The sequence below is a fragment of the Actinopolyspora xinjiangensis genome (genome assembly GCF_900104475.1).
Classification (GTDB): Bacteria; Actinomycetota; Actinomycetes; order Mycobacteriales; family Pseudonocardiaceae; genus Actinopolyspora; species Actinopolyspora xinjiangensis.
In genome coordinates this window covers 103,314-120,996 of the sequence record NZ_FNJR01000012.1, presented here as the reverse complement: position 1 = coordinate 120,996, position 17,683 = coordinate 103,314, and the positions used below count along the sequence as shown (strand labels likewise).

At 69.1% G+C, this 17,683-nt stretch carries 18 protein-coding genes; 7 read left to right on the top strand and 11 right to left on the bottom strand.

From position 1 onward, the window contains the following. Window positions 1–339: 339 nt before the first annotated feature. From BLQ75_RS18045 to BLQ75_RS18015, 7 genes are all read right to left on the bottom strand, one after another. Window positions 340–771: a metal-sulfur cluster assembly factor gene (locus BLQ75_RS18045; RefSeq protein WP_043574771.1), complete on the bottom strand. Its 432-nt coding sequence runs from the start codon at window positions 769–771 to the stop codon at window positions 340–342. Then, a complete protein-coding gene (sufU, locus tag BLQ75_RS18040) occupies window positions 768–1,229 on the bottom strand; it encodes a Fe-S cluster assembly sulfur transfer protein SufU (protein WP_092603848.1) in 462 nt (153 codons plus the stop codon). The genes BLQ75_RS18045 and sufU overlap by 4 nt, the downstream gene beginning before the upstream one ends. A gap of 10 nt (window positions 1,230–1,239) precedes the next feature. Then, window positions 1,240–2,580 (bottom strand): cysteine desulfurase, encoded by a 1,341-nt coding sequence (locus tag BLQ75_RS18035; protein WP_244515684.1) that lies wholly within the window; start codon window positions 2,578–2,580, stop codon window positions 1,240–1,242. Next, window positions 2,577–3,353, bottom strand: coding sequence for a Fe-S cluster assembly ATPase SufC (gene sufC, locus BLQ75_RS18030; protein WP_092603847.1), 777 nt, complete (start codon window positions 3,351–3,353; stop codon window positions 2,577–2,579). The genes BLQ75_RS18035 and sufC overlap by 4 nt, the downstream gene beginning before the upstream one ends. Before the next feature lie 103 nt (window positions 3,354–3,456). Then, the gene (gene sufD, locus BLQ75_RS18025) at window positions 3,457–4,650 is read right to left on the bottom strand and encodes a Fe-S cluster assembly protein SufD (RefSeq protein WP_092603846.1); all 1,194 of its coding nucleotides are present in this window, start codon (window positions 4,648–4,650) and stop codon (window positions 3,457–3,459) included. Further along, window positions 4,650–6,056, bottom strand: a complete 1,407-nt coding sequence (gene sufB, locus BLQ75_RS18020; protein WP_211481457.1) for a Fe-S cluster assembly protein SufB — start codon at window positions 6,054–6,056, stop codon at window positions 4,650–4,652. Before sufB ends, sufD begins: the two co-directional genes overlap by 1 nt. A 50-nt stretch (window positions 6,057–6,106) precedes the next feature. Next, the gene (locus BLQ75_RS18015) at window positions 6,107–6,952 is read right to left on the bottom strand and encodes a helix-turn-helix transcriptional regulator (RefSeq protein WP_092603844.1); all 846 of its coding nucleotides are present in this window, start codon (window positions 6,950–6,952) and stop codon (window positions 6,107–6,109) included. A gap of 138 nt (window positions 6,953–7,090) precedes the next feature. On the opposite strand from BLQ75_RS18015, the gene mptB reads away from it, so the two are divergent. The 5 genes from mptB to BLQ75_RS17990 all read left to right on the top strand — a co-directional run bounded on the left by mptB (window position 7,091) and on the right by BLQ75_RS17990 (window position 12,817). Then, window positions 7,091–8,710, top strand: a complete 1,620-nt coding sequence (gene mptB / locus BLQ75_RS18010) for a polyprenol phosphomannose-dependent alpha 1,6 mannosyltransferase MptB (RefSeq protein ID WP_092603843.1) — start codon at window positions 7,091–7,093, stop codon at window positions 8,708–8,710. Window positions 8,711–9,049: 339 nt separating this feature from the next. Continuing rightward, the gene (locus BLQ75_RS18005; protein ID WP_092603842.1) at window positions 9,050–9,988 is read left to right on the top strand and encodes an ABC transporter ATP-binding protein; all 939 of its coding nucleotides are present in this window, start codon (window positions 9,050–9,052) and stop codon (window positions 9,986–9,988) included. A 125-nt stretch (window positions 9,989–10,113) separates the two neighbouring features. Next, complete coding sequence (locus BLQ75_RS18000; protein ID WP_092603938.1) at window positions 10,114–10,830, top strand: ABC transporter permease; 717 nt, start codon at window positions 10,114–10,116, stop codon at window positions 10,828–10,830. Window positions 10,831–10,872: 42 nt separating this feature from the next. Beyond that, the gene (locus BLQ75_RS17995; protein ID WP_092603937.1) at window positions 10,873–11,724 is read left to right on the top strand and encodes an SCO6745 family protein; all 852 of its coding nucleotides are present in this window, start codon (window positions 10,873–10,875) and stop codon (window positions 11,722–11,724) included. A 148-nt stretch (window positions 11,725–11,872) separates the two neighbouring features. Next, complete coding sequence (locus BLQ75_RS17990) at window positions 11,873–12,817, top strand: COX15/CtaA family protein (protein ID WP_092603841.1); 945 nt, start codon at window positions 11,873–11,875, stop codon at window positions 12,815–12,817. Between the two features lie 9 nt (window positions 12,818–12,826). Here the strand turns inward: BLQ75_RS17990 and BLQ75_RS17985 are convergent, their stop codons facing one another. The 3 genes from BLQ75_RS17985 to BLQ75_RS17975 form a co-directional block, all read right to left on the bottom strand. Next, entirely contained in the window at window positions 12,827–13,315 is a 489-nt protein-coding gene (locus BLQ75_RS17985; protein ID WP_092603840.1) for a GbsR/MarR family transcriptional regulator, read from the bottom strand. A gap of 250 nt (window positions 13,316–13,565) precedes the next feature. Further along, window positions 13,566–14,459, bottom strand: coding sequence for an ATP-grasp domain-containing protein (locus tag BLQ75_RS17980; RefSeq protein WP_092603936.1), 894 nt, complete (start codon window positions 14,457–14,459; stop codon window positions 13,566–13,568). A 59-nt stretch (window positions 14,460–14,518) separates the two neighbouring features. Next, the gene (locus BLQ75_RS17975) at window positions 14,519–14,839 is read right to left on the bottom strand and encodes a hypothetical protein (RefSeq protein WP_092603839.1); all 321 of its coding nucleotides are present in this window, start codon (window positions 14,837–14,839) and stop codon (window positions 14,519–14,521) included. A gap of 238 nt (window positions 14,840–15,077) precedes the next feature. Here BLQ75_RS17975 and BLQ75_RS17970 point away from each other — a divergent pair, with 238 nt between their 5' ends. Continuing rightward, window positions 15,078–16,046, top strand: coding sequence for a quinone oxidoreductase family protein (locus BLQ75_RS17970; RefSeq protein WP_092603838.1), 969 nt, complete (start codon window positions 15,078–15,080; stop codon window positions 16,044–16,046). Between the two features lie 90 nt (window positions 16,047–16,136). Here BLQ75_RS17970 and BLQ75_RS17965 read toward each other — a convergent pair whose 3' ends face one another. Continuing rightward, a complete protein-coding gene (locus BLQ75_RS17965; protein WP_092603837.1) occupies window positions 16,137–16,505 on the bottom strand; it encodes a group I truncated hemoglobin in 369 nt (122 codons plus the stop codon). A gap of 359 nt (window positions 16,506–16,864) precedes the next feature. Between BLQ75_RS17965 and BLQ75_RS17960 the strand changes: the two genes are divergently transcribed. Next, complete coding sequence (locus BLQ75_RS17960; RefSeq protein WP_092603836.1) at window positions 16,865–17,521, top strand: DedA family protein; 657 nt, start codon at window positions 16,865–16,867, stop codon at window positions 17,519–17,521. The last annotated feature ends 162 nt before the right edge of the window (window positions 17,522–17,683 follow it).

The following is a 17,683-nucleotide window of genomic DNA, read 5'->3' as shown; positions in this document are numbered from 1 at the left end:
CGACAGCCTCGCCGAACCGGTCCTCGGAGTGCGCGCCGAACGCGTCAACCGGGAGACCCCGGCCAAGCCGCTCACCGCCCACGAGGCGGAAGAGGAGACCGGCTCCGGCGTCCTGCGGGACTTCGCCGTCCCCGTCCGCCCAGCCGCCTCATCGGGCGGACCGGCCCCGGGGCAGTCCGGAGCACTGTCCGCCACGGGCCCACCAACCGAGAAGGGGCGCCGCTCCACAGGATCTGGCCCGTGGAGCGGCGCCCCTCTCGTGGCTCTTCCCGACGGCGTTTCGGTCGCGGACTCACCACCGCGAACGGCCGGGCCTCGAACACGCCCGGTGGCGCGGCCTCACAGCGTGAAGCCCAACGCCCTGAGCTGCTCGCGTCCCTCCTCGGTGATCTTCTCCGGACCCCACGGCGGGATCCACACCCAGTTGATCCGGAAGTCGTTGACCAGACCACCGTTCGGTCCGCCGGTCAGCACCGAACGAGCCTGCTCCTCGATGACGTCGGTGAGCGGGCACGCGGGCGAGGTCAACGTCATGTCGATCGAAGCCGAGTTGTCCTGCTCGACCTGCACACCGTAAACCAGGCCGAGGTCGACCACGTTGATTCCCAACTCGGGGTCGACCACATCGCGCATGGCCTCCTCGACATCCTCCACCGCCGCGAGTTCGGCCGAAGCGGCCGGGGGTTCGGGCATGCCCTCCGCCCCGCGCACCACTTCGGCACTCCCGTCGGAGGAGGTCTGGTCCTTCGTCTGGTTCTCGGTACTGGTCATGACGCTCCCACCTCATCGACAACACGCGATACGGCGTCCCGGAAAGCCATCCACCCCAGCAGAGCGCACTTGACCCGCATCGGATACTTGGCGACCCCCGCGAAGGCGACTCCGTCCTCCAGGACGTCCTCGTCGGGCTCGACCTGGCCGCGGCCTTCCATCAACTCGGTGAAGGCCGCCTGCTTGTCCAGCGCTTCCCGCAGCGGACGATCCACCACCAGGTCGGTCAGCACCGAGGTGGCAGCCTGACTGATCGAGCAGCCCTGCCCGGCGTAGGAGACGTCCGCCACGGTCGCCTCCGTGCCACTGCCGACCAACCGGACCCGCAGTGTCACCTCGTCACCACAGGTCGGGTTGACCTGGAACGACTCGGCGTCGAACGGCTCCCGCAGGCCGTGCCGGTGCGGATTCCGGTAGTGGTCCAGGATGATCTCCTGGTACATCTGTTCGAGCTGCATCACCACATCCTCAGCCTGCCGTCGGTGTCACCGCGAAGAAACGCTGGGCCTCACGGACAGCATCCACCAGAGCGGTAACCTCGTCCAACTGGTTGTAGAGGTAGAAACTCGCCCTGATCGTCGCGGGCACACCCATCCTGCGGTGCAGCGGCCAGGCACAGTGGTGCCCCACTCGCACCTCGACGCCCTGATCGTCCATCACCTGGCTGGCGTCGTGCGGGTGGACCCCGTCGATGACGAAGGACACCGCGCCGCCGCGGTTCTCGGTGCTCTCCGGGCCGATGATGCGTACGCCCTCAACGGCGGACAGCTCGCGCAGCGCTCGCTCGACCAGCTGGTGCTCGTGCGCGGCGATCCGCTCCATGCCGACCACGGACAGGTAGTCCACGGCGGCGCCGAGACCGACCACCTGCGAGGTCATGGGAACTCCCGCCTCGAAACGCTGCGGCGGCTCGGCGAAGGTCGAGTGGTCGATGTGCACGAGTTCGATCATCGAACCACCGGTGAGGAACGGCGGCATGGCCCGCAGCAGCTCGTGCCTGCCGTAGAGCACGCCGATACCGCTGGGACCCAACATCTTGTGCCCGGAGAAGACCGCGAAGTCGACACCGGCGGCGGCGAAGTCGACCGGCCCGTGCGGAACCGACTGGCAGGCGTCGAGCACCACGAACGCGCCGACCCGGTGCGCCCGCTCCACGATGGATTCGAGCGGGTTGACCGTGCCGAGCACGTTCGACTGGTGCGTCACCGCGACCACCCTGGTGCGCTCGTTGATCAACGAGTCCAGCTCGGACAGGTCCAACCTGCCCTCGTCGGTGACCCCGAACCAGCGCAGGGTGGCCCCGGTGCGCCGGCACAGCTGCTGCCACGGCACGAGGTTGGCGTGGTGCTCCATCTCGCTGACCACGATCTCGTCACCGGGGCCGATCCGGAAACGCTCCGCCTCCGGACCGGACGTCGCCGCGTTGCTCATGGCGTAGGCGACGAGGTTGACCCCTTCCGTGGCGTTCTTGGTGAACACGATCTCGTTCGTCGCCACGCCGACGAAGCGGGCGATCTTGGCACGAGCACCCTCGTAGGCGTCCGTGGCCTCCTCGGCCAGCTGGTGCGCACCACGGTGCACCGCGGCGTTGGAGTTCTCCAGGAAGGAGCGCTCCGCGTCGAGCACCTGGGTGGGGCGCTGCGAGGTCGCCCCGGAGTCCAGGTACACCAGGGGACGCTCGTCGCGCACCGTGCGCCGCAGGATCGGGAAGTCGGCGCGCAGCGCCGCGACGTCCAGCGGTGCCGGTGCGGTGCCCGCACCTGTCTGCGCGGTGTCCGCTCCCCGGACACCGGGAGGCTCAACGGTCATGACTGTGCGGCCGCCTCCTTCTTCCCCGTGAAGCGGACGTAGCCGGACTCCTCGAGCTCGTCGGCCAGCTCAGGACCGCCGGACTCGGCGACCTGGCCCTTGACGAACACGTGCACGTAGTCGGGCTTGATGTGCTTGAGGATGCGCGTGTAGTGGGTGATGAGCAATACCCCTTTGTCACCGCTCTCGGTGTAGCGGTTGATGCCGTCGGAGACCACGCGCAACGCGTCCACGTCCAGACCGGAGTCGGTCTCGTCGAGGATCGCGAACTTCGGCTTGAGCAGGTCGAGCTGCAGGATCTCGTGGCGCTTCTTCTCACCGCCGGAGAAACCCTCGTTGACGCTGCGCTCCGAGAACGACTCGTCGATCTCGAGGTCGCTCATCGCCTGCTTGACTTCCTTGACCCAGTGGCGGACCTGCGGGGCCTCCCCCCGGGTGGCCGTGGCGGCGCTGCGCAGGAAGTTCGACATGGAAACGCCCGGCACCTCGACCGGGTACTGCATCGCGAGGAACAGCCCGGCGCGAGCGCGCTCGTCGACGCTCATCTCCAGGACTTCCTCACCGTCGAGCAGCACCGAACCCGAGGTGACGCGGTACTTGGGGTGCCCGGCTACCGCGTAGGCCAGGGTGGACTTGCCGGAACCGTTCGGTCCCATGAAGGCGTGGATCTCGCCCGAGCGCACGGTGAGGTTCACGCCGGTGAGGATCTCCTTGGACCCTTCCTCCTCGGTGTCGACCTCGGCGTGCAGGTCCTTGATCTCCAGGGTGGCCATCGTGTTCGTCTTCTCCAGGTGTTCGCGCGAAAAGCTGTGTCGTGACGCCGCGTCAGCGGCGGGGCGGGCGGCCGAAACGACGGACGTTTCGGCCGTGGCCGGCTCATTCTCCGGCCGCCGCCAGTTCCTTGTCGATCGCGGCCTCCAGCCGCTCGCGGACCTCGTCGACCGTGATCTTCTGCAGGATCTCGCCGAAGAACCCGCGTACCACCAGCCTCCGCGCCTGGTCGTAGGGAATCCCCCTGGCCTGCAGGTAGAACAGCTGCTCGTCGTCGAAGCGCCCGATCGCGCTGGCGTGCCCGGCACCGGCGATCTCGCCGGTCTCGATCTCCAGGTTGGGGACCGAGTCGGCACGTGCTCCCTCGGTGAGTACCAGGTTGCGGTTCAGCTCGAACGTCTCGGTACCTTCGGCCCTCGCCTGGATCAGCACGTCACCGATCCAGACCGAACGTGCCGAATCGCCCTGCAGCGCCCCCTTGTAGGTGACGTTGCTGCGGCAGTTCGGCTGCGCGTGGTCCATCAGCAGCCGGTGCTCCAGGTGCTGACCGCTGTCGGCGAAGTACACGCCCAGCAAGTCGGCGTCGCCGCCGCGATCACCGAAGGTGACCTTGGTGTTGACCCGCACGAGGTCACCGCCGAGCGAGACCGCGAAGTGGCGGAACACCGCGTCCTTGCCGAGGTGGACGTGCTCGGAGGACACCTGGGTGGCGTCGTCGGCGAAGTCGTGAATGGTGATCACCGACAATCGGGCCGAGTCCTCGGCGATCATCTCGACGTTGTCGCCGATGATTCCCGAACCGCGGTAGTCCAGCACGACCACGGCCTCGGACAGGGGTTCGGCACGAACCTGCAGGTGGCCGTAGGCGGTCCGGTCCTGCCCCGGCCCGTGAACCGTAACGGTGACCGGTTCGGCCGCCTGCGTGTCCTTCGGGATCGTCACCACGGTCGCCTCGGTGAAGGAACTCCACGCCTGGGCGGCGATCCGGTCGGCGGGAGCTCCTGCCGTGCCCAGCCGCTCGTCGGAGCGATCCACGGTCTCCACCTTCGCGGCGGAGTCACCGGTGACCTCCACCTCCAGCGAACCGGTGGCCGAGGCCGAGCCGTCGTGCAGCCCGCGCAGGCGCTTCATCGGCGTGAAGCGCCAGTCTTCCTCCCGGCCGCCGGGCACCTCGAAGGCCCGCACGTCGTAGGAGGTGAAGCGATGCCCGCGAGAACTCCGCGGCGGTACCGCGGAGTTCTGCGCGCCGCTCTCGTCGAGGCCGTTCCGGCCGGACGTTTCGAGAGTCGACTCCGTCATCAGCCGACGGCCCCTTCCATTTGCAGCTCGATCAGACGGTTCAGTTCCAGTGCGTATTCCATGGGCAGCTCGCGGGCGATCGGTTCCACGAACCCGCGCACCACCATGGCCATCGCCTCGTCCTCGGTCAGGCCGCGCTGCATCAGGTAGAACAGCTGGTCGTCGCTGACCTTGGAGACGGTGGCCTCGTGGCCCATGGTCACGTCGTCGACGCGGACGTCCACGTACGGATATGTGTCCGACTGGCTGATGTTGTCCACCAGCAGGGCGTCGCACTTGACGTTGGACGCGGAGTGGTTGGCCCGCTTGGCGACCTTGACCAAACCGCGGTAGGAGGTGCGCCCGCCACCGCGCGCGATCGACTTGGAGACGATCGACGAGGAGGTGTGCGGCGCCATGTGCTCCATCTTCGCGCCGGCGTCCTGGTGCTGGTTCTCACCGGCGAAGGCCACCGAGAGCACCTCGCCCTTGGCGTGCTCGCCCATCAGGAACACCGACGGGTACTTCATGGTCACCTTGGAGCCGAGGTTGCCGTCGACCCACTCCATGGTGGCGCCCTCTTCGGCCTTGGCACGCTTGGTGACCAGGTTGTACACGTTGTTGGACCAGTTCTGGATGGTCGTGTAGCGGCAACGGGCGTTGCGCTTGACCACGATCTCAACCACGGCCGAGTGCAGCGAGTCGGTGGAGTAGATCGGGGCGGTGCAGCCCTCGACGTAGTGCACGTAGGCGCCCTCGTCGACCACGATCAGGGTGCGCTCGAACTGGCCCATGTTCTCGGTGTTGATCCGGAAGTAGGCCTGTAGCGGGATGTCGACGTGCACGCCCTTGGGGACGTAGATGAACGAGCCGCCGGACCAGACCGCGGTGTTGAGCGCGGAGAACTTGTTGTCACCCGCTGGGATGACCGAGCCGAAGTACTCCTCGAAGATCTCGGGGTGCTCCTGCAGGGCGGTGTCGGTGTCCAGGAACTTGACACCCTTTTCCTCGAGGTCCTCGCGGATCTTGTGGTAGACCACCTCGGACTCGTACTGCGCGGCGACACCGGCCACCAGACGCTGCTTCTCCGCCTCGGGGATGCCCAGCCTGTCGTAGGTGTTCTTGATGTCCTCGGGCAGGTCGTCCCAGGTCTGGGCCTGCTCCTCGGTGGACCGGACGAAGTACTTGATGTTGTCGAAGTCGATCTCCGAGAGATCGGCGCCCCAGGCGGGCGTCGGCTTGCGCTCGAACAGGCCGAGCGCCTTCAGCCGCGCCTGCAGCATCCAGTCGGGTTCGCCCTTCTTCTCCGAGATCTCGCGGACGACGTTCTCGTTGAGGCCGCGTTGCGCGTTCGCGCCCGCGACGTCCGGATCCGCCCAGCCGTACTCGTAATTACCGAGCGTGGCCAGCGTCTCTTCCTGGGACATTGGTTCGGAACTGGGCACCGTGGTGGGTGTGCGCTGCTCCGCAGCGGCAGTCATACGGGCTCCCCTCCATGAGGACTCGGGGCTGTGTCCTGTCGGTTCGGGCTCCGCCGCGCGGAGTCCGTCACGACAGCGTTGCGACCGGTTCCCGGACGACTCTCCGCCCGGTCCTCCGATCGTGCGTGCGGAACGTGCGTGGTGCAGGCCGCGTCGCCGTTGGCGATCGTGGCCAGCCGCTGCACGTGAGTGCCGAGCACCTCGGCGAACGCCTCGGTCTCGGCTTCACACAACTGCGGAAAGTCCGCAGCGACATGCGCCACCGGGCAGTGGTGCTGACAAAGCTGCTCCCCCGATCCAACGGTTCGCGCGGAAGCGGCGTAGCCCTCCCGCGTGAGCGCGTCAGCGAGCACCTGCGCGCGCTCGGCGACGGTCTCGCTGGCCGCCAACGCGTCACGGTGGTGTTCCACCAGAGCGGCCATCCGCCGTTCGGCGAACGAACGTATCGCCTGTTCGCCGGACTGCTCGGCCAGGAACCGCAGGGCCGACACCGCGAGGTCGTCGTAGGCGTGGCCGAACCGCGCCCGCCCGCTCTCGGTCAACAGGAACAGCTTAGCCGGACGTCCCCTCCCCCTGCGGCCCCGAGGCGAGGACTCCCTGACCCACGCCTCACCGTCGGCGACGAGCGCATCGAGATGCCTGCGCACCGCCGCCGGGCTCAAGCCGAGCCGCTCGGCCACACCGGCCGCCGTGACGGGGCCCTGTTCCAGCACCATCCGGGCGACCAGCTGCCGGGTCCGCCCGTCGCCGACGCCCGGAGCCGTGCCCTGACGCGCAGAGCCCGGCTCCTCGGCGGTCCACTCGACCGCCGCGTCCGCTGGGGAGGTTCCGACGTTTTTCACAACACTGATGTTACCTAATTATCGATCCCGCGGCAGCGGGCAGGGGCGACCACATGAGTTGTCTCACACCCGGGGGGCAAGACCCTACTGCTCGCCCTTGACACACACCCCCCGAGGGAGTAGCTAGGCTCGGTCCCCATGGCGGCAGGCGAAACAACGGACGCGGACGGCCCCACCGACGGTCGGGACCACGCACCCGAGCGGACCGGGACGGCCACGCTCGCACCCGGCACGGACGACACCCCGGGCCCACTCGACCGGAGCGAACGCCGCCAGCTGGCGCTCGTGCGCCGGTTCGGCACCACCGGCTCCCTGCTGCTCGCGTTCGCCGCCCTCGGAGCGGGAGCCGCACCGGTGGACAACCCGATCTCCGGCATCCGCGTGCTGAGCCTGCCCGCCCGCATGCCCACCGTGGCGATGGCCTGCGCCTGGTTGGGCATGCTGATGGTGGTGATCGGCTGGCTGTGGCTGGGCCGACTCGCCCTGCCCGGCCGGAGCCGCCTCGTCTCCCGCACCCAGCTCGGTCGCACCATAGTGATGTGGGGCTTTCCGCTGGCGATAGCTCCCCCGCTGTTCAGCCGCGACATGTACGCCTACCTGGCACAGAGCGCGGTGGCCGCGAGCGGGGCGGACCCCTACGAGTTCGGCCCCTCCGAAGCGCTGGGCGTGGACAACCCGCTGACGGCCAACGTCCCCAACATCTGGCGCGACACCCCCGCCCCCTACGGCCCGCTGTTCCTGATGTTCGGCAGGGCCATCGCGGCGCTCGTCGGCGACAACATCGTGTTCGGCGTGCTGATGTGGCGCTTGGTGATGCTGCTGTCGCTGGCACTGGCCGTCTGGGCCATCCCCCACCTGGCCAGGCGCTGCGGTGTTCACCCCGTGTGCGCGCTGTGGCTGTGCGCGGCCAACCCGATCGTGCTGTTCCACGTGGTCAGCGGTATGCACAACGAGGCCCTGCTGATGGGCATGATGCTGGCGGGTATCGAACTCGGCCTGCGGCTGCCCCACCCGGTGGGCCTGATCGTCGGCGCGGTGATCATAGTCGTGGCCGGCGCGGTGAAACCCCCCGCTTTCATCGCGCTCGGCTTCCTGGGCATCTACCTCGCCAGGCGACGCGGCGCTCGGCTCACCGACCTGCTGCGGGTGGCGGCGGCGCTGCTCGTGGTCTTCCTGGCCGCCATGACGATCATCACGATGGCCAGCGGCTGGGGTCTGGGATGGTTGGAGACCTTCGACGTGCCCAACCGGATCAAGACGTGGCTGGCCCCCATGACCGCGATCGGCATGTTCGGCGGCGGCGGCGTGAGCATGCTGCTGCGGCTGGGCAACCACACCGACGCGATGCTGAGCATCACCAAGATCGTCGGCTACGGGATCAGCGCCCTGGTGTGCCTGCGGCTGCTGTGGACCTCGTTCCGAGGACGGATGGAACCCATGACGGGGTTGGGCATAACCCTGGGGGCGGTCGCCCTGCTCGGCCCGGTTCTGCACCCGTGGTACCTGCTGTGGGCGCTGGCTCCGCTCGCGGTGTCCACCAACGACTCCCGGTTCCGCCTGGTCACCACGGCCATCAGCGCGTCGGTGGCGCTGCTGGTGCCGCCGACCGGGGCGGGGTACGTGCTGCGGGCGTACATGATCCCGTTCGCCGTGATCGCCGCCCTCCTGGCTTTCACCGCGATCCTGCTGCTGACCCGCGGCAGAGTGCCCCGGCTGCTGCCCACCCGCGACGGTTCCGCCACGGCGGAGTCACGCTAGAACCCGACCACACCGGGAAGGGACTCCACCGCCCGCGTCGGCCGGGTCCGCACGGAGCGGAAACCCTCGTTTCGGCAGACGGCGTCAGGTGAGACATGCGGAGACGTGTCGCCTGAGGCCGTCTTCGATGTCTCCTCCGGCGTCACCAGCGCCGAAACGGCCACTCCCACAGCTCACACCGCCGCGGAATCTCCCGTGGTGCCCTCGCGGGGAAGGCCCGACGTCGCGCGGTCCTGCCCCGTACCGGGACCAGGCCCCTTCCTGAGCCCGCGAGAGGCTCCGCCGAGCGAGCACACCTGCGAGGACCGGATGAACAAGCACCTACTACTCTGACTGGACGTGAACCAGGACGCCGATTCCGCCGCTGTGCGGGCGTGGGGGCTGACCAAACGATTCGGCGGTCACACCGCCGTCGCCGGCATCGACCTGCACCTGGCACGCGGTGAGATGCTGGCCCTGCTCGGCCCGAACGGTGCGGGCAAGACCACTACCGTGGAGATCTGCGAAGGCTTCCTCCGCCCCGACGAGGGCCAGGTCCGAGTGCTCGGCCTGGATCCGACGACCCAGGGAACCCGGCTGCGCCCCCGGATCGGAGTGATGCCGCAGGGCGGTGGCGCCTACCCCGGCGTACGTGCCGAGGAGATGCTCCGCCTGGTGGCCGCCTGCTGCGCCGAACCGCTCGATCCCGCGTGGCTGCTGGAGGTCCTCGGGCTCGACGGAGTGCGCACCGTCCCCTACAAACGGTTGTCCGGCGGGCAGCAGCAACGGCTCTCGCTGGCGTGCGCGCTGGTCGGCAGGCCCGAGCTGGTGTTCCTCGACGAACCCACGGCGGGCATGGACGCCCACGCCCGCAACCTGGTCTGGGAACTGATGTCCGCCCTGCGTGCCGACGGGGTCGGGGTGCTGCTGACCACTCACCTCATGGACGAGGCCGAGACCCTGGCGGACCGGGTGGTGATCGTCGACCACGGTCGGGTCCTGGCGCGGGGAAGCCCCGAAGAGCTCACCTCCGGCGACGAGCACCGACGTGAACTGCACTTCCGCTCCCGCCCGAAACTCGACCTCGAACCGCTGCTCACCGCGCTGCCGGAGGGATGCTCGGCCCGGGAGGTGCGTCCGGGGCAGTACCTGGTGCGGGGACACATCGACCCGCAGACCGTCTCCACGGTGACGGCCTGGTGCGCCCAGCACGGGGTGATGGCCGACGAGCTGCGGCTCGGCCGACGCAGTCTGGAGGACGTCTTCCTCGAACTGACCGGACGGGAGTTGCGCGCTTGACACGACAGGAAAGCTCCGGCGGCGCGTACGAAGGAATCGCCGACGAGGCCGACAAAGCGCCCCACGGGTCGTTGTTCCCCCAGGGAACGTTCCGCCCCGCCCCCGGACGGGCCAACCCGCTTCGGATGCTGGCCACCCAGACCCGGATGGAATCGCTGCTGACGCTGCGACATCCGGAGCAGGCACTGCTCACCCTGCTGATCCCGCTCGTGCTGCTGATCGGGATGAGCACGCTCGAGGTCGGCCTGGTGGAACCACCGCGCGTGGACTCTGTCGCCCCGCGGATACTCGCGCTGGCGGTGATGTCCACCGGCTTCACCGGCCAGGCCATCGCACTGGGCTTCGACCGCCGATACGGGGTGATCAAACGCCTCAGCGCCACCGCCCTGCCCCGCTGGGTGCTGATCGCGGGACGAGTGCTGGCCGCACTGCTGGTGGTCGCCCTGCAGACCGTGGTCCTCGGTGGCACCGCCCTGGTGCTCGGGTGGCAGCCTTCCGGTACCGGCGTGGCGGCCGCGGTCCCCATACTGGTCCTGGGCACCCTCGTCTTCGGTGCGGGCGGCGTGCTCGTGGGTGGTGCGCTGCGGGCCGAGACCGTGCTCGCCGTGGCCAACACCACATGGTTCGTGCTGCTGCTGGCCGGTGGTCTCGCGGTGCCGGCCCGTCATCTTCCCGGTGTGATGAACTCACTCGACGAGTACCTCCCGTCCGGCGCGCTGGCCGAGGCCCTCGCGGCCTGCCTCTCCGAGGGGACGGCACCCTCCGCGCGATCGTTGCTGGTCCTCGTGTCGTGGGGGGTAGCCGCGGGAGCACTCGCGCTGCGCACCACCCGACTCAGCTGATTCGCGCCCCATCGGGGAGCGAGGACCAATAGGGTGTGGATCATGCAGACCCAAGCCGCACGCGAAGCGAAGAAAGCGCTCGACCTGCCGCACGCGATGATCTACTTCGCTCCCGAACTACAACGGGAGATGGCCGAAATCGGGCTGGACTCCTGGAGCAGGGCCTATTTCGCGAGCCGGGCCGCCCCACTGGGAGCGGTCGGACCCAAAGTGGTGGCCGCCACCTTCTACAACTTCAACCCCGAACTGGTGCGGCGGCACATCCCCGCCGCCTGGTCGATAGCGAGCCCCGCCGACATCGTCGCCGCCCGGTTCCGCGCGGTCTCCGGAGCTCTGGAACGAATGCTGGGCGCGGAAACGCTGAGCTCGGAGGCGGTGGACGAAGCCGGACGGCTGGCGACCAAGGCCGCCGAGGGGTGTTCACCGGCGGGCAAACCCCTGTTCGCCGCCCACGCCGAGATCGAATATCCGGCTGAGCCTCACCTACGGCTGTGGCACGCCCTGACCCTGTTACGGGAGTTCCGGGGCGACGCGCACATCGCCGTGCTGCAACAGGCCGGGCTCGGCCCGCTGCAGGCGCCGGTGCTGCAGAGCTCGGCGAGGCGGGGCATGAACGCCGCGACGCTGAAGGAGACCCGCGCCTGGTCCGAGGAACAGTGGACCGACGCACAACTGGAACTGGCCGACCGGGGCCTGCTGGACTCCTCCGGGGTGGTGACAACGGCCGGTGAGCGACTACTCGACGAGATCGAGGACGCCACCGACGCGGCCTCGCTGGAACCGTGGCGCAACCTGGACGCCTCGGAATTCTCCAGGCTGCTCGAAACCGGTGGCGCGCTGAGCAAACAGCTCGTCGAGGCGGGCGCCGTACCGAAGGGGATATTCGAGCACTGACCTCGCCGCGCTCCACCGCCACGGTGGTGGCTTCCCCGGGGAGTGGTCACCACCGTGGCGTGCGACACCGAGGCACACTCCCCCGCACCGGACGGAAGCGCGGTGTGCCTACCATCGTCACGTGCCGACACCGTCGTTGCCAGAACGAATGTCCCGGCCTTCCGTCCGGCTGGTTCGCGCCTCCACCATCGCGGTGCTGGTGACCCAGATGATGATCGCCGTCACTGGGGCGGTCGTGCGCGTCACCGGATCAGGACTGGGCTGTCCGACGTGGCCGCAGTGCTTCCCCGGCAGCATGGTGCCGGTCTCGCACGCCGACATCGCACCGCTGCACCAAGTGGTCGAGTTCGGCAACCGCCTGCTGACCTGGGTCGTCGCGGCGGCGGCACTGATCTGCCTGCTGCTGGTCTGGCGGGTGCGTCCGACCCGCCCGAGGCTGCGGCTGCTGGCAGGCGCGGTGCTGTTGGGGGTTCCGGTACAGGCCGTGATCGGCGGCATGACGGTGCTGCTGGACCTACGCTGGTGGAGTGTCTCGCTGCACTTCATGGCCTCGGCGGTGTTGATATGGCTCTCCGGGCTGTTGGTCAAAGCGGCGGGCGAGGGTGACGAGAAACCCCTTCCGATCGTCACCGGCAGGATGCGGGGGGTGCTGGTGGCCCTGATGGTGGTCGCGGCGGCCATGGTGTTCGCGGGCACGCTGGTCACGGCGGCAGGACCGCACGCCGGTGACCCGAGCACCCCGAGGCTGCCGATCCCCATTCCGATACTGACCCAGGTGCACGGGCTGCTGGTGATGGCCTACCTCTGCCTGCTGGCGGTGTTCGGCTTCTGGCTGCGCGGCACCTCGCCGACGCGCGGACTGCTGCGCGCCTACACGGTCGCCTGCCTCGTGGTGCTCGCGCAGGGGGTGCTCGGGTCGGTGCAGTACGTCACCGGCGTGCCCGAGGGACTGGTGGTGGCACACGTCCTCGGAGCCACGGTCGTGATCGCGACGGCCTCGCTGCTGTGGGCCGAATCCCGCTACCGGGGGAAGCCATCCGAACCGAGGCGGGCGCGCTCGAATGTCTCGGAATCACGACCGGTGGGTGGCTGACCGGCTCGGTCAAGTCCGCCTGCGGGAGTCACGTTCCCAACGGTGCCACAACTCCGGGATCTCCTCGGAGAGCCACTGGTAGAACTCGTGGACCGTCCGCAACCGGCGGGCGCGCTCCCCCTGTCCGCTGAACATCCGCAGTCCGGAGTCGATCAGGCTCTCCAGCTCGACCATGCGGTGCATCCGGGCGCTGACCAGCTCCGGCCATCGGTGTTCCTCCACGCGGTAGAGTGCGGCCTCGCGTCCCTGGCGAGTGGTCTTCGAGATGATCCCCAACCGCAGCAGGAACCGCACGTTCGTGCTGACCGACCCGGTGCTGGCGCTGAGCGCGTGCGAGAGTTCCGCGGCGGTGCGCTCCGGGGGATCACAGATCAGCAAGAAGGCCAGAATTCGCCCGGCGATCAGCGGCATCCCCTCGGTGGACTCGAAGTAGGCCGCCATCCGCTCTATCCACTCCGACATCGCGGGGCGGTCGGTGCGCTGGGTGTACTCGACCACTGGTGTGTTCGCCTCCGGAGCCGGACCACGGGAGTACCGTGATCGGTTTCGTTCAACACTGAAACCATAGGTGCAACCGACACAGGAGGCAAGGCGACACCACCACACTCCAGCGATCAACACGCTCTACCACCGGATCGCCGCGCTCACGACGAACGACGCACCGTCCTGCCCTGAATACCGTCCTCCACGCGGATCAACGCGGGAGCGGCGGATCAACGCGGGAGCGGCAGGAGGAACAGCCCCGGTCTCAAACGGCACGCCGCGCGAGTTCGCCGCGCACGGCCGAGGCGAAGCGCAACGGCGCCGCCCGGTCGACGAGCCGGAAGTTGAGCCGCGGTTCGATCAGTTCCAGCTCCAGCAGCATGGGTCCGCCGTCCTCGCCGCGCACCAGGTCCACGCGCGCGTAGAGAAGAGCGTGCCGCGCCACCCCCAGCAGATCTCCGGCGGCGTCGAGCACGTCCTCGGCGACCCGCCGCAGTTCGGGAGCGGGGTCGGTGGCGAACGGCCCCTTGCCCACTCCGTGCCCGTTCGGTGCGGCGCTCCCCGCCTCGCGTGCCGGGTCGAGCAGCGGCCCCTTGACGAAACCGTGCGAGTACACCCCGCCGAAGAACACCAGCGCCGTCTCACCCTCCCGGTCCACGGCCGGCTGGTAGGGCTGGACCAGTGCCGCCACGCCCGCGGCGTGCAGCGCGTGCACCTGTTCGAGAGCGCGCTCCCGCTGGTTCGGCAGGAAACGCGCGGCCCCTCGGGAACCGGCGCCCACAGCGGGTTTGACGACGAACTCCCGATCCGGCAGCCGGACGTTCCGGGATTCCCGTCCGTCCGGCCCCGCCTCGAAGTGCTCCGGAGCGACGACCTGTGTCGGGATCACCGGCAGTCCGACGTCGGCGAGTTCGGCCAGGTACCGCTTGTCGGTGTTCCAACGCACCACCGGGGCGGGATTGGCCAGCGCGGGGACCGAATCGCACCAGCGCAGGAACTCCTCCAACCGCGAGGTGTAGTCCCAGGTGCTGCGCAGCACCACCAGGTCCGCTGTGTCGAAGGCTCGTGCCTCCGAGTCCCAGACGGCCCAGGAGACGTCGATCCCCAGCTCGTCGAGCGCGGCGGGCAACGAGTGCTCGTCCTCGTGGGAGTCGGGCATCTCCGCGTAGGTCGCCAACAGCACGCGTGGCCGAGCGGCGGAGGTGTTCGGGCGGGCGGTCACTTCGCGCGGGACCCCGCCATCTTCCTGCGGTGGGCGGGTCCGATGGTCAGCGCCGCCGCGGTCTCGGAGTCCCAATCGCCGAGTTCGAGCCCTTCCACCGCCTCGACCACGGCCTGCCCGACTGTGGGGTCGGGCACCAGCACGTCACCGAGCGCACCGTCCTGACCGATCAGGACTATCCGTGCGCCTCCCCTGCCCAGGTTCTCCACCACGGCGCGCGCCGAGCCACCGTGCCCGGTCACGAACTCGGCGGCGGTGGACACGGCACGTTTCGGGGGCTGCGTCGGCGCGGCCTCACCACTCTGCTGCGTCGTCACGGGGCTGATCGTAACGGCAACGGGTCCGGTGGCGGAGGACCGAGTGACCCACGCCTCTCCGTGCCATGGGCACGAGCGGGGCGGCCGGGAGTTCGCGTGGCACGATCTGAGTACCTGTCCGAGCACCTCCCCTCTCGGGGCCGCTCCGTTTCGGTCCGCCGGGCCCGGCTCCGCGACTCTCGGACAAGCCCCCCTGCCCACGGAACTCCCAGACGAGAACACGGATCAGGAGGCCGGAATGCGCGCTGTCCAGGTCACCGAGCACGGCGGTCCCGAAGTGCTGCAGGCCGTCGACACGGCCGATCCCGAGCCCGGCCCGGAAGAGCTGCTGGTCGGGGTCACCGCGTCCGGTGTGAACTTCATAGACACCTATCAGCGCAGCGGGGTCTACCCGACGACGTTGCCGTTCGTACCCGGCTCCGAAGGCGCGGGAACCGTGCTTTCCACTGGCTCCGCGGTGACCGGCTTCGCGGTCGGCGACCGGGTCGCCTGGGCGATGGCGCCCGGCGGCTACGCCGAGCGCGCGGTGGTGCCCGCGAGCAAGGCGGTGGCGCTTCCCACCGAGATCAGTGACCGGACCGCCGCGGCGGCGATGCTGCAGGGACTGACCGCGCACTACCTCACCGCTTCCACGCACCCGGTCAAGCCGGGCACGGTGGCGCTGGTGCACGCCGCCGCGGGCGGGATGGGTCTGCTGCTCACCCAGCTGATCACGCTGCGCGGCGGCCGTGTGATCGGCACGGTGTCCACCCCGGAGAAGGAGCGGTTGGCCCGGGAGGCCGGGGCCGACGACGTGGTTCGCTACACCGAGCAGGACGTGACCGAACGGGTACGGGAGCTGACCGGCGGGGTCGGGGTGCACGTGGTCTACGACGGCGTGGGCAGGGACACCTTCGACGCGAGCCTCGCCTCACTTCGCCCTCGCGGCACGCTGGCACTGTTCGGCGCGGCCAGCGGTCCGGTGCCGCCGGTGGATCCGCAACGGCTCAACTCGGCGGGCTCGGTGTTCCTGACCAGGCCGACCCTGGCACACCACATGCTGGACCGCGCGGAACTTGACTGGCGGGTCGGGGAGCTGTTCGATCTGATCACGCGCAACGAGCTGCGGATTCGTATCGGGGGCAGCTACCCGTTGGCCGAGGCGACGCGTGCCCACGAGGCGTTGGAGGGACGTCGAACCACGGGGAAGGTTCTGCTGGAGCCGTGAGCACGCTCCCCGCCGGGACGGCTCGTGTCCCGGCGGCGGATCGGGTGCGTACCCGCGCCCTGGGCCACCACCCGGTGTCCGGAGCGGGGATCACGTGCTCGTGGCCACCACGGGCACGTTGATCACGTCCCTGGCCAGCGGCGCGACGGCGAACAGTATTCCGCTCAGCAGGGTTTCCGGTATCGAGCTCTCGCGGAGCGCGTCGGCGAGGTGTCCGATGACCAGGTCGTACTCGTCGTGGTGAATCCCCGGCGTCGGAGCTTCGTCCGCTCCGGGGGCCTGTTGGGAACCGCCGAGCGCGGCGGTGAACAGCCGCACCTGGTGCTCGCGCAGCCGCCCCAGGTTGGCACCGTGGAAGTACCCGGCCAACCGGGAGTCCGCCAGTGCCTTCTCGTAGAACCGGAAGACCACATCGCGTACGACGGGCTCGCCACCGATCTGCTCGTGAATCGTGTTCATCGCTGCCTCCGGCGCTGGAAATTCGAGTCACCACCGAGTGAATCCAACTCGTTTTTCCGGGGCGTAATCACTGCGTGAACACCGGAAGTAACTTGTCGGCCCGGACGTCGAACACTCGACGGCCGGTTCACCGGGTGTCCGTACGAGTATCCCGGAATCCTCACCGCTCCCGCGTTCCCGGTGGCGCTCCGGTCGCGGCGGGCGGGCCGGTCGCGTTCCAGCCCGTCAAGCCTCTCCGCCGCGAGTGCTCACGTTCGGCCGAAGGATTCGCTCGAACGGCTGAACCGAAAGAGAGCCTGTGTAGGATCGTGCACGTAACGCTCCCGCATGATCATCACGCGCCCCGGAGGAAGGCACGAATGTCGTTGGTTTCCGACGTGCTGGACACGCTTTCGTCGCTTCCCGACGGGCTGCTCCTCACCGTCGCGGGAACCATGGCCTTCGTGGAGTCCGGCCTGGGGCTGGGGATGTTCATCCCGGGCGAGACCGGCGTGCTGATCGCCAGCGCCTCCGTGGACAACCGGGCACTGCTCGGGGTGATGCTGCTGGTGGTGACCGTGATGGGCTCGGGAGGCGATCACATCGGCTACCTGCTGGGCAGACGCTACGGACCCGCGATGCGTTCCACCTCGATCGTGCGGCGCATGGGGGTGCGGCGCTGGGACCAGGCCACCGCCGCGCTGGACAGGCACGGTGGCGCGGCGATCTTCCTCACCAGGTTGGTGCCCATAGTCAGGACCTTCACCCCCGCGGCGGCGGGTGTCTCCCAACTGCGCTACAACCGCTTCCTGGCCGCCTCGTTGTCGGCGGCGGCCCTGTGGTCCCTGGTCTACGTGTGCACGGGTGCGCTGGCCCGCGCCTCACTGGAACGGGTCGGGGCAGTGCTCGGCAACGCCAGCTGGGTGGTCTTCGGCGCGCTGGCCGTCGGGACGGTGACGTTCCTGCTCGTCCGACGCGCCCGAACGCACGGGAAGCAGCGCTCCACCGATCCTGGGGGCTCCGCCGAAGCGGAGTGAACCGTCGGGGAGCCGCGTCGAAGTCACGCGGCGGGTTCTGAGTTCGTCCCGTCGCAGCCGGTGGCACCCGGGAAACCGGCGTCCGAGAGCTCGGGCGAGGAGGTCCGGAGCGCCGCACGGCGAAGGCGCCGAACGACATGGGCGACGCTACGGAGCGGAAGG

Bases quoted from the DNA above. Each gene is read 5' to 3' on its own strand.
- BLQ75_RS18045 (WP_043574771.1), bottom strand. From the start codon at position 771: ATGACCAGTACCGAGAACCAGACGAAGGACCAGACCTCCTCCGACGGG.
- sufU (WP_092603848.1), bottom strand. From the start codon at position 1,229: ATGCAGCTCGAACAGATGTACCAGGAGATCATCCTGGACCACTACCGG.
- BLQ75_RS18035 (WP_244515684.1), bottom strand. From the start codon at position 2,580: ATGACCGTTGAGCCTCCCGGTGTCCGGGGAGCGGACACCGCGCAGACA.
- sufC (WP_092603847.1), bottom strand. From the start codon at position 3,353: ATGGCCACCCTGGAGATCAAGGACCTGCACGCCGAGGTCGACACCGAG.
- sufD (WP_092603846.1), bottom strand. From the start codon at position 4,650: ATGACGGAGTCGACTCTCGAAACGTCCGGCCGGAACGGCCTCGACGAG.
- sufB (WP_211481457.1), bottom strand. From the start codon at position 6,056: ATGTCCCAGGAAGAGACGCTGGCCACGCTCGGTAATTACGAGTACGGC.
- mptB (WP_092603843.1), top strand. From the start codon at position 7,091: ATGGCGGCAGGCGAAACAACGGACGCGGACGGCCCCACCGACGGTCGG.
- BLQ75_RS18000 (WP_092603938.1), top strand. From the start codon at position 10,114: ATGCTGGCCACCCAGACCCGGATGGAATCGCTGCTGACGCTGCGACAT.
- BLQ75_RS17995 (WP_092603937.1), top strand. From the start codon at position 10,873: ATGCAGACCCAAGCCGCACGCGAAGCGAAGAAAGCGCTCGACCTGCCG.
- BLQ75_RS17990 (WP_092603841.1), top strand. From the start codon at position 11,873: ATGTCCCGGCCTTCCGTCCGGCTGGTTCGCGCCTCCACCATCGCGGTG.
- BLQ75_RS17980 (WP_092603936.1), bottom strand. From the start codon at position 14,459: ATGCCCGACTCCCACGAGGACGAGCACTCGTTGCCCGCCGCGCTCGAC.
- BLQ75_RS17970 (WP_092603838.1), top strand. From the start codon at position 15,078: ATGCGCGCTGTCCAGGTCACCGAGCACGGCGGTCCCGAAGTGCTGCAG.
- BLQ75_RS17965 (WP_092603837.1), bottom strand. From the start codon at position 16,505: ATGAACACGATTCACGAGCAGATCGGTGGCGAGCCCGTCGTACGCGAT.
- BLQ75_RS17960 (WP_092603836.1), top strand. From the start codon at position 16,865: ATGTCGTTGGTTTCCGACGTGCTGGACACGCTTTCGTCGCTTCCCGAC.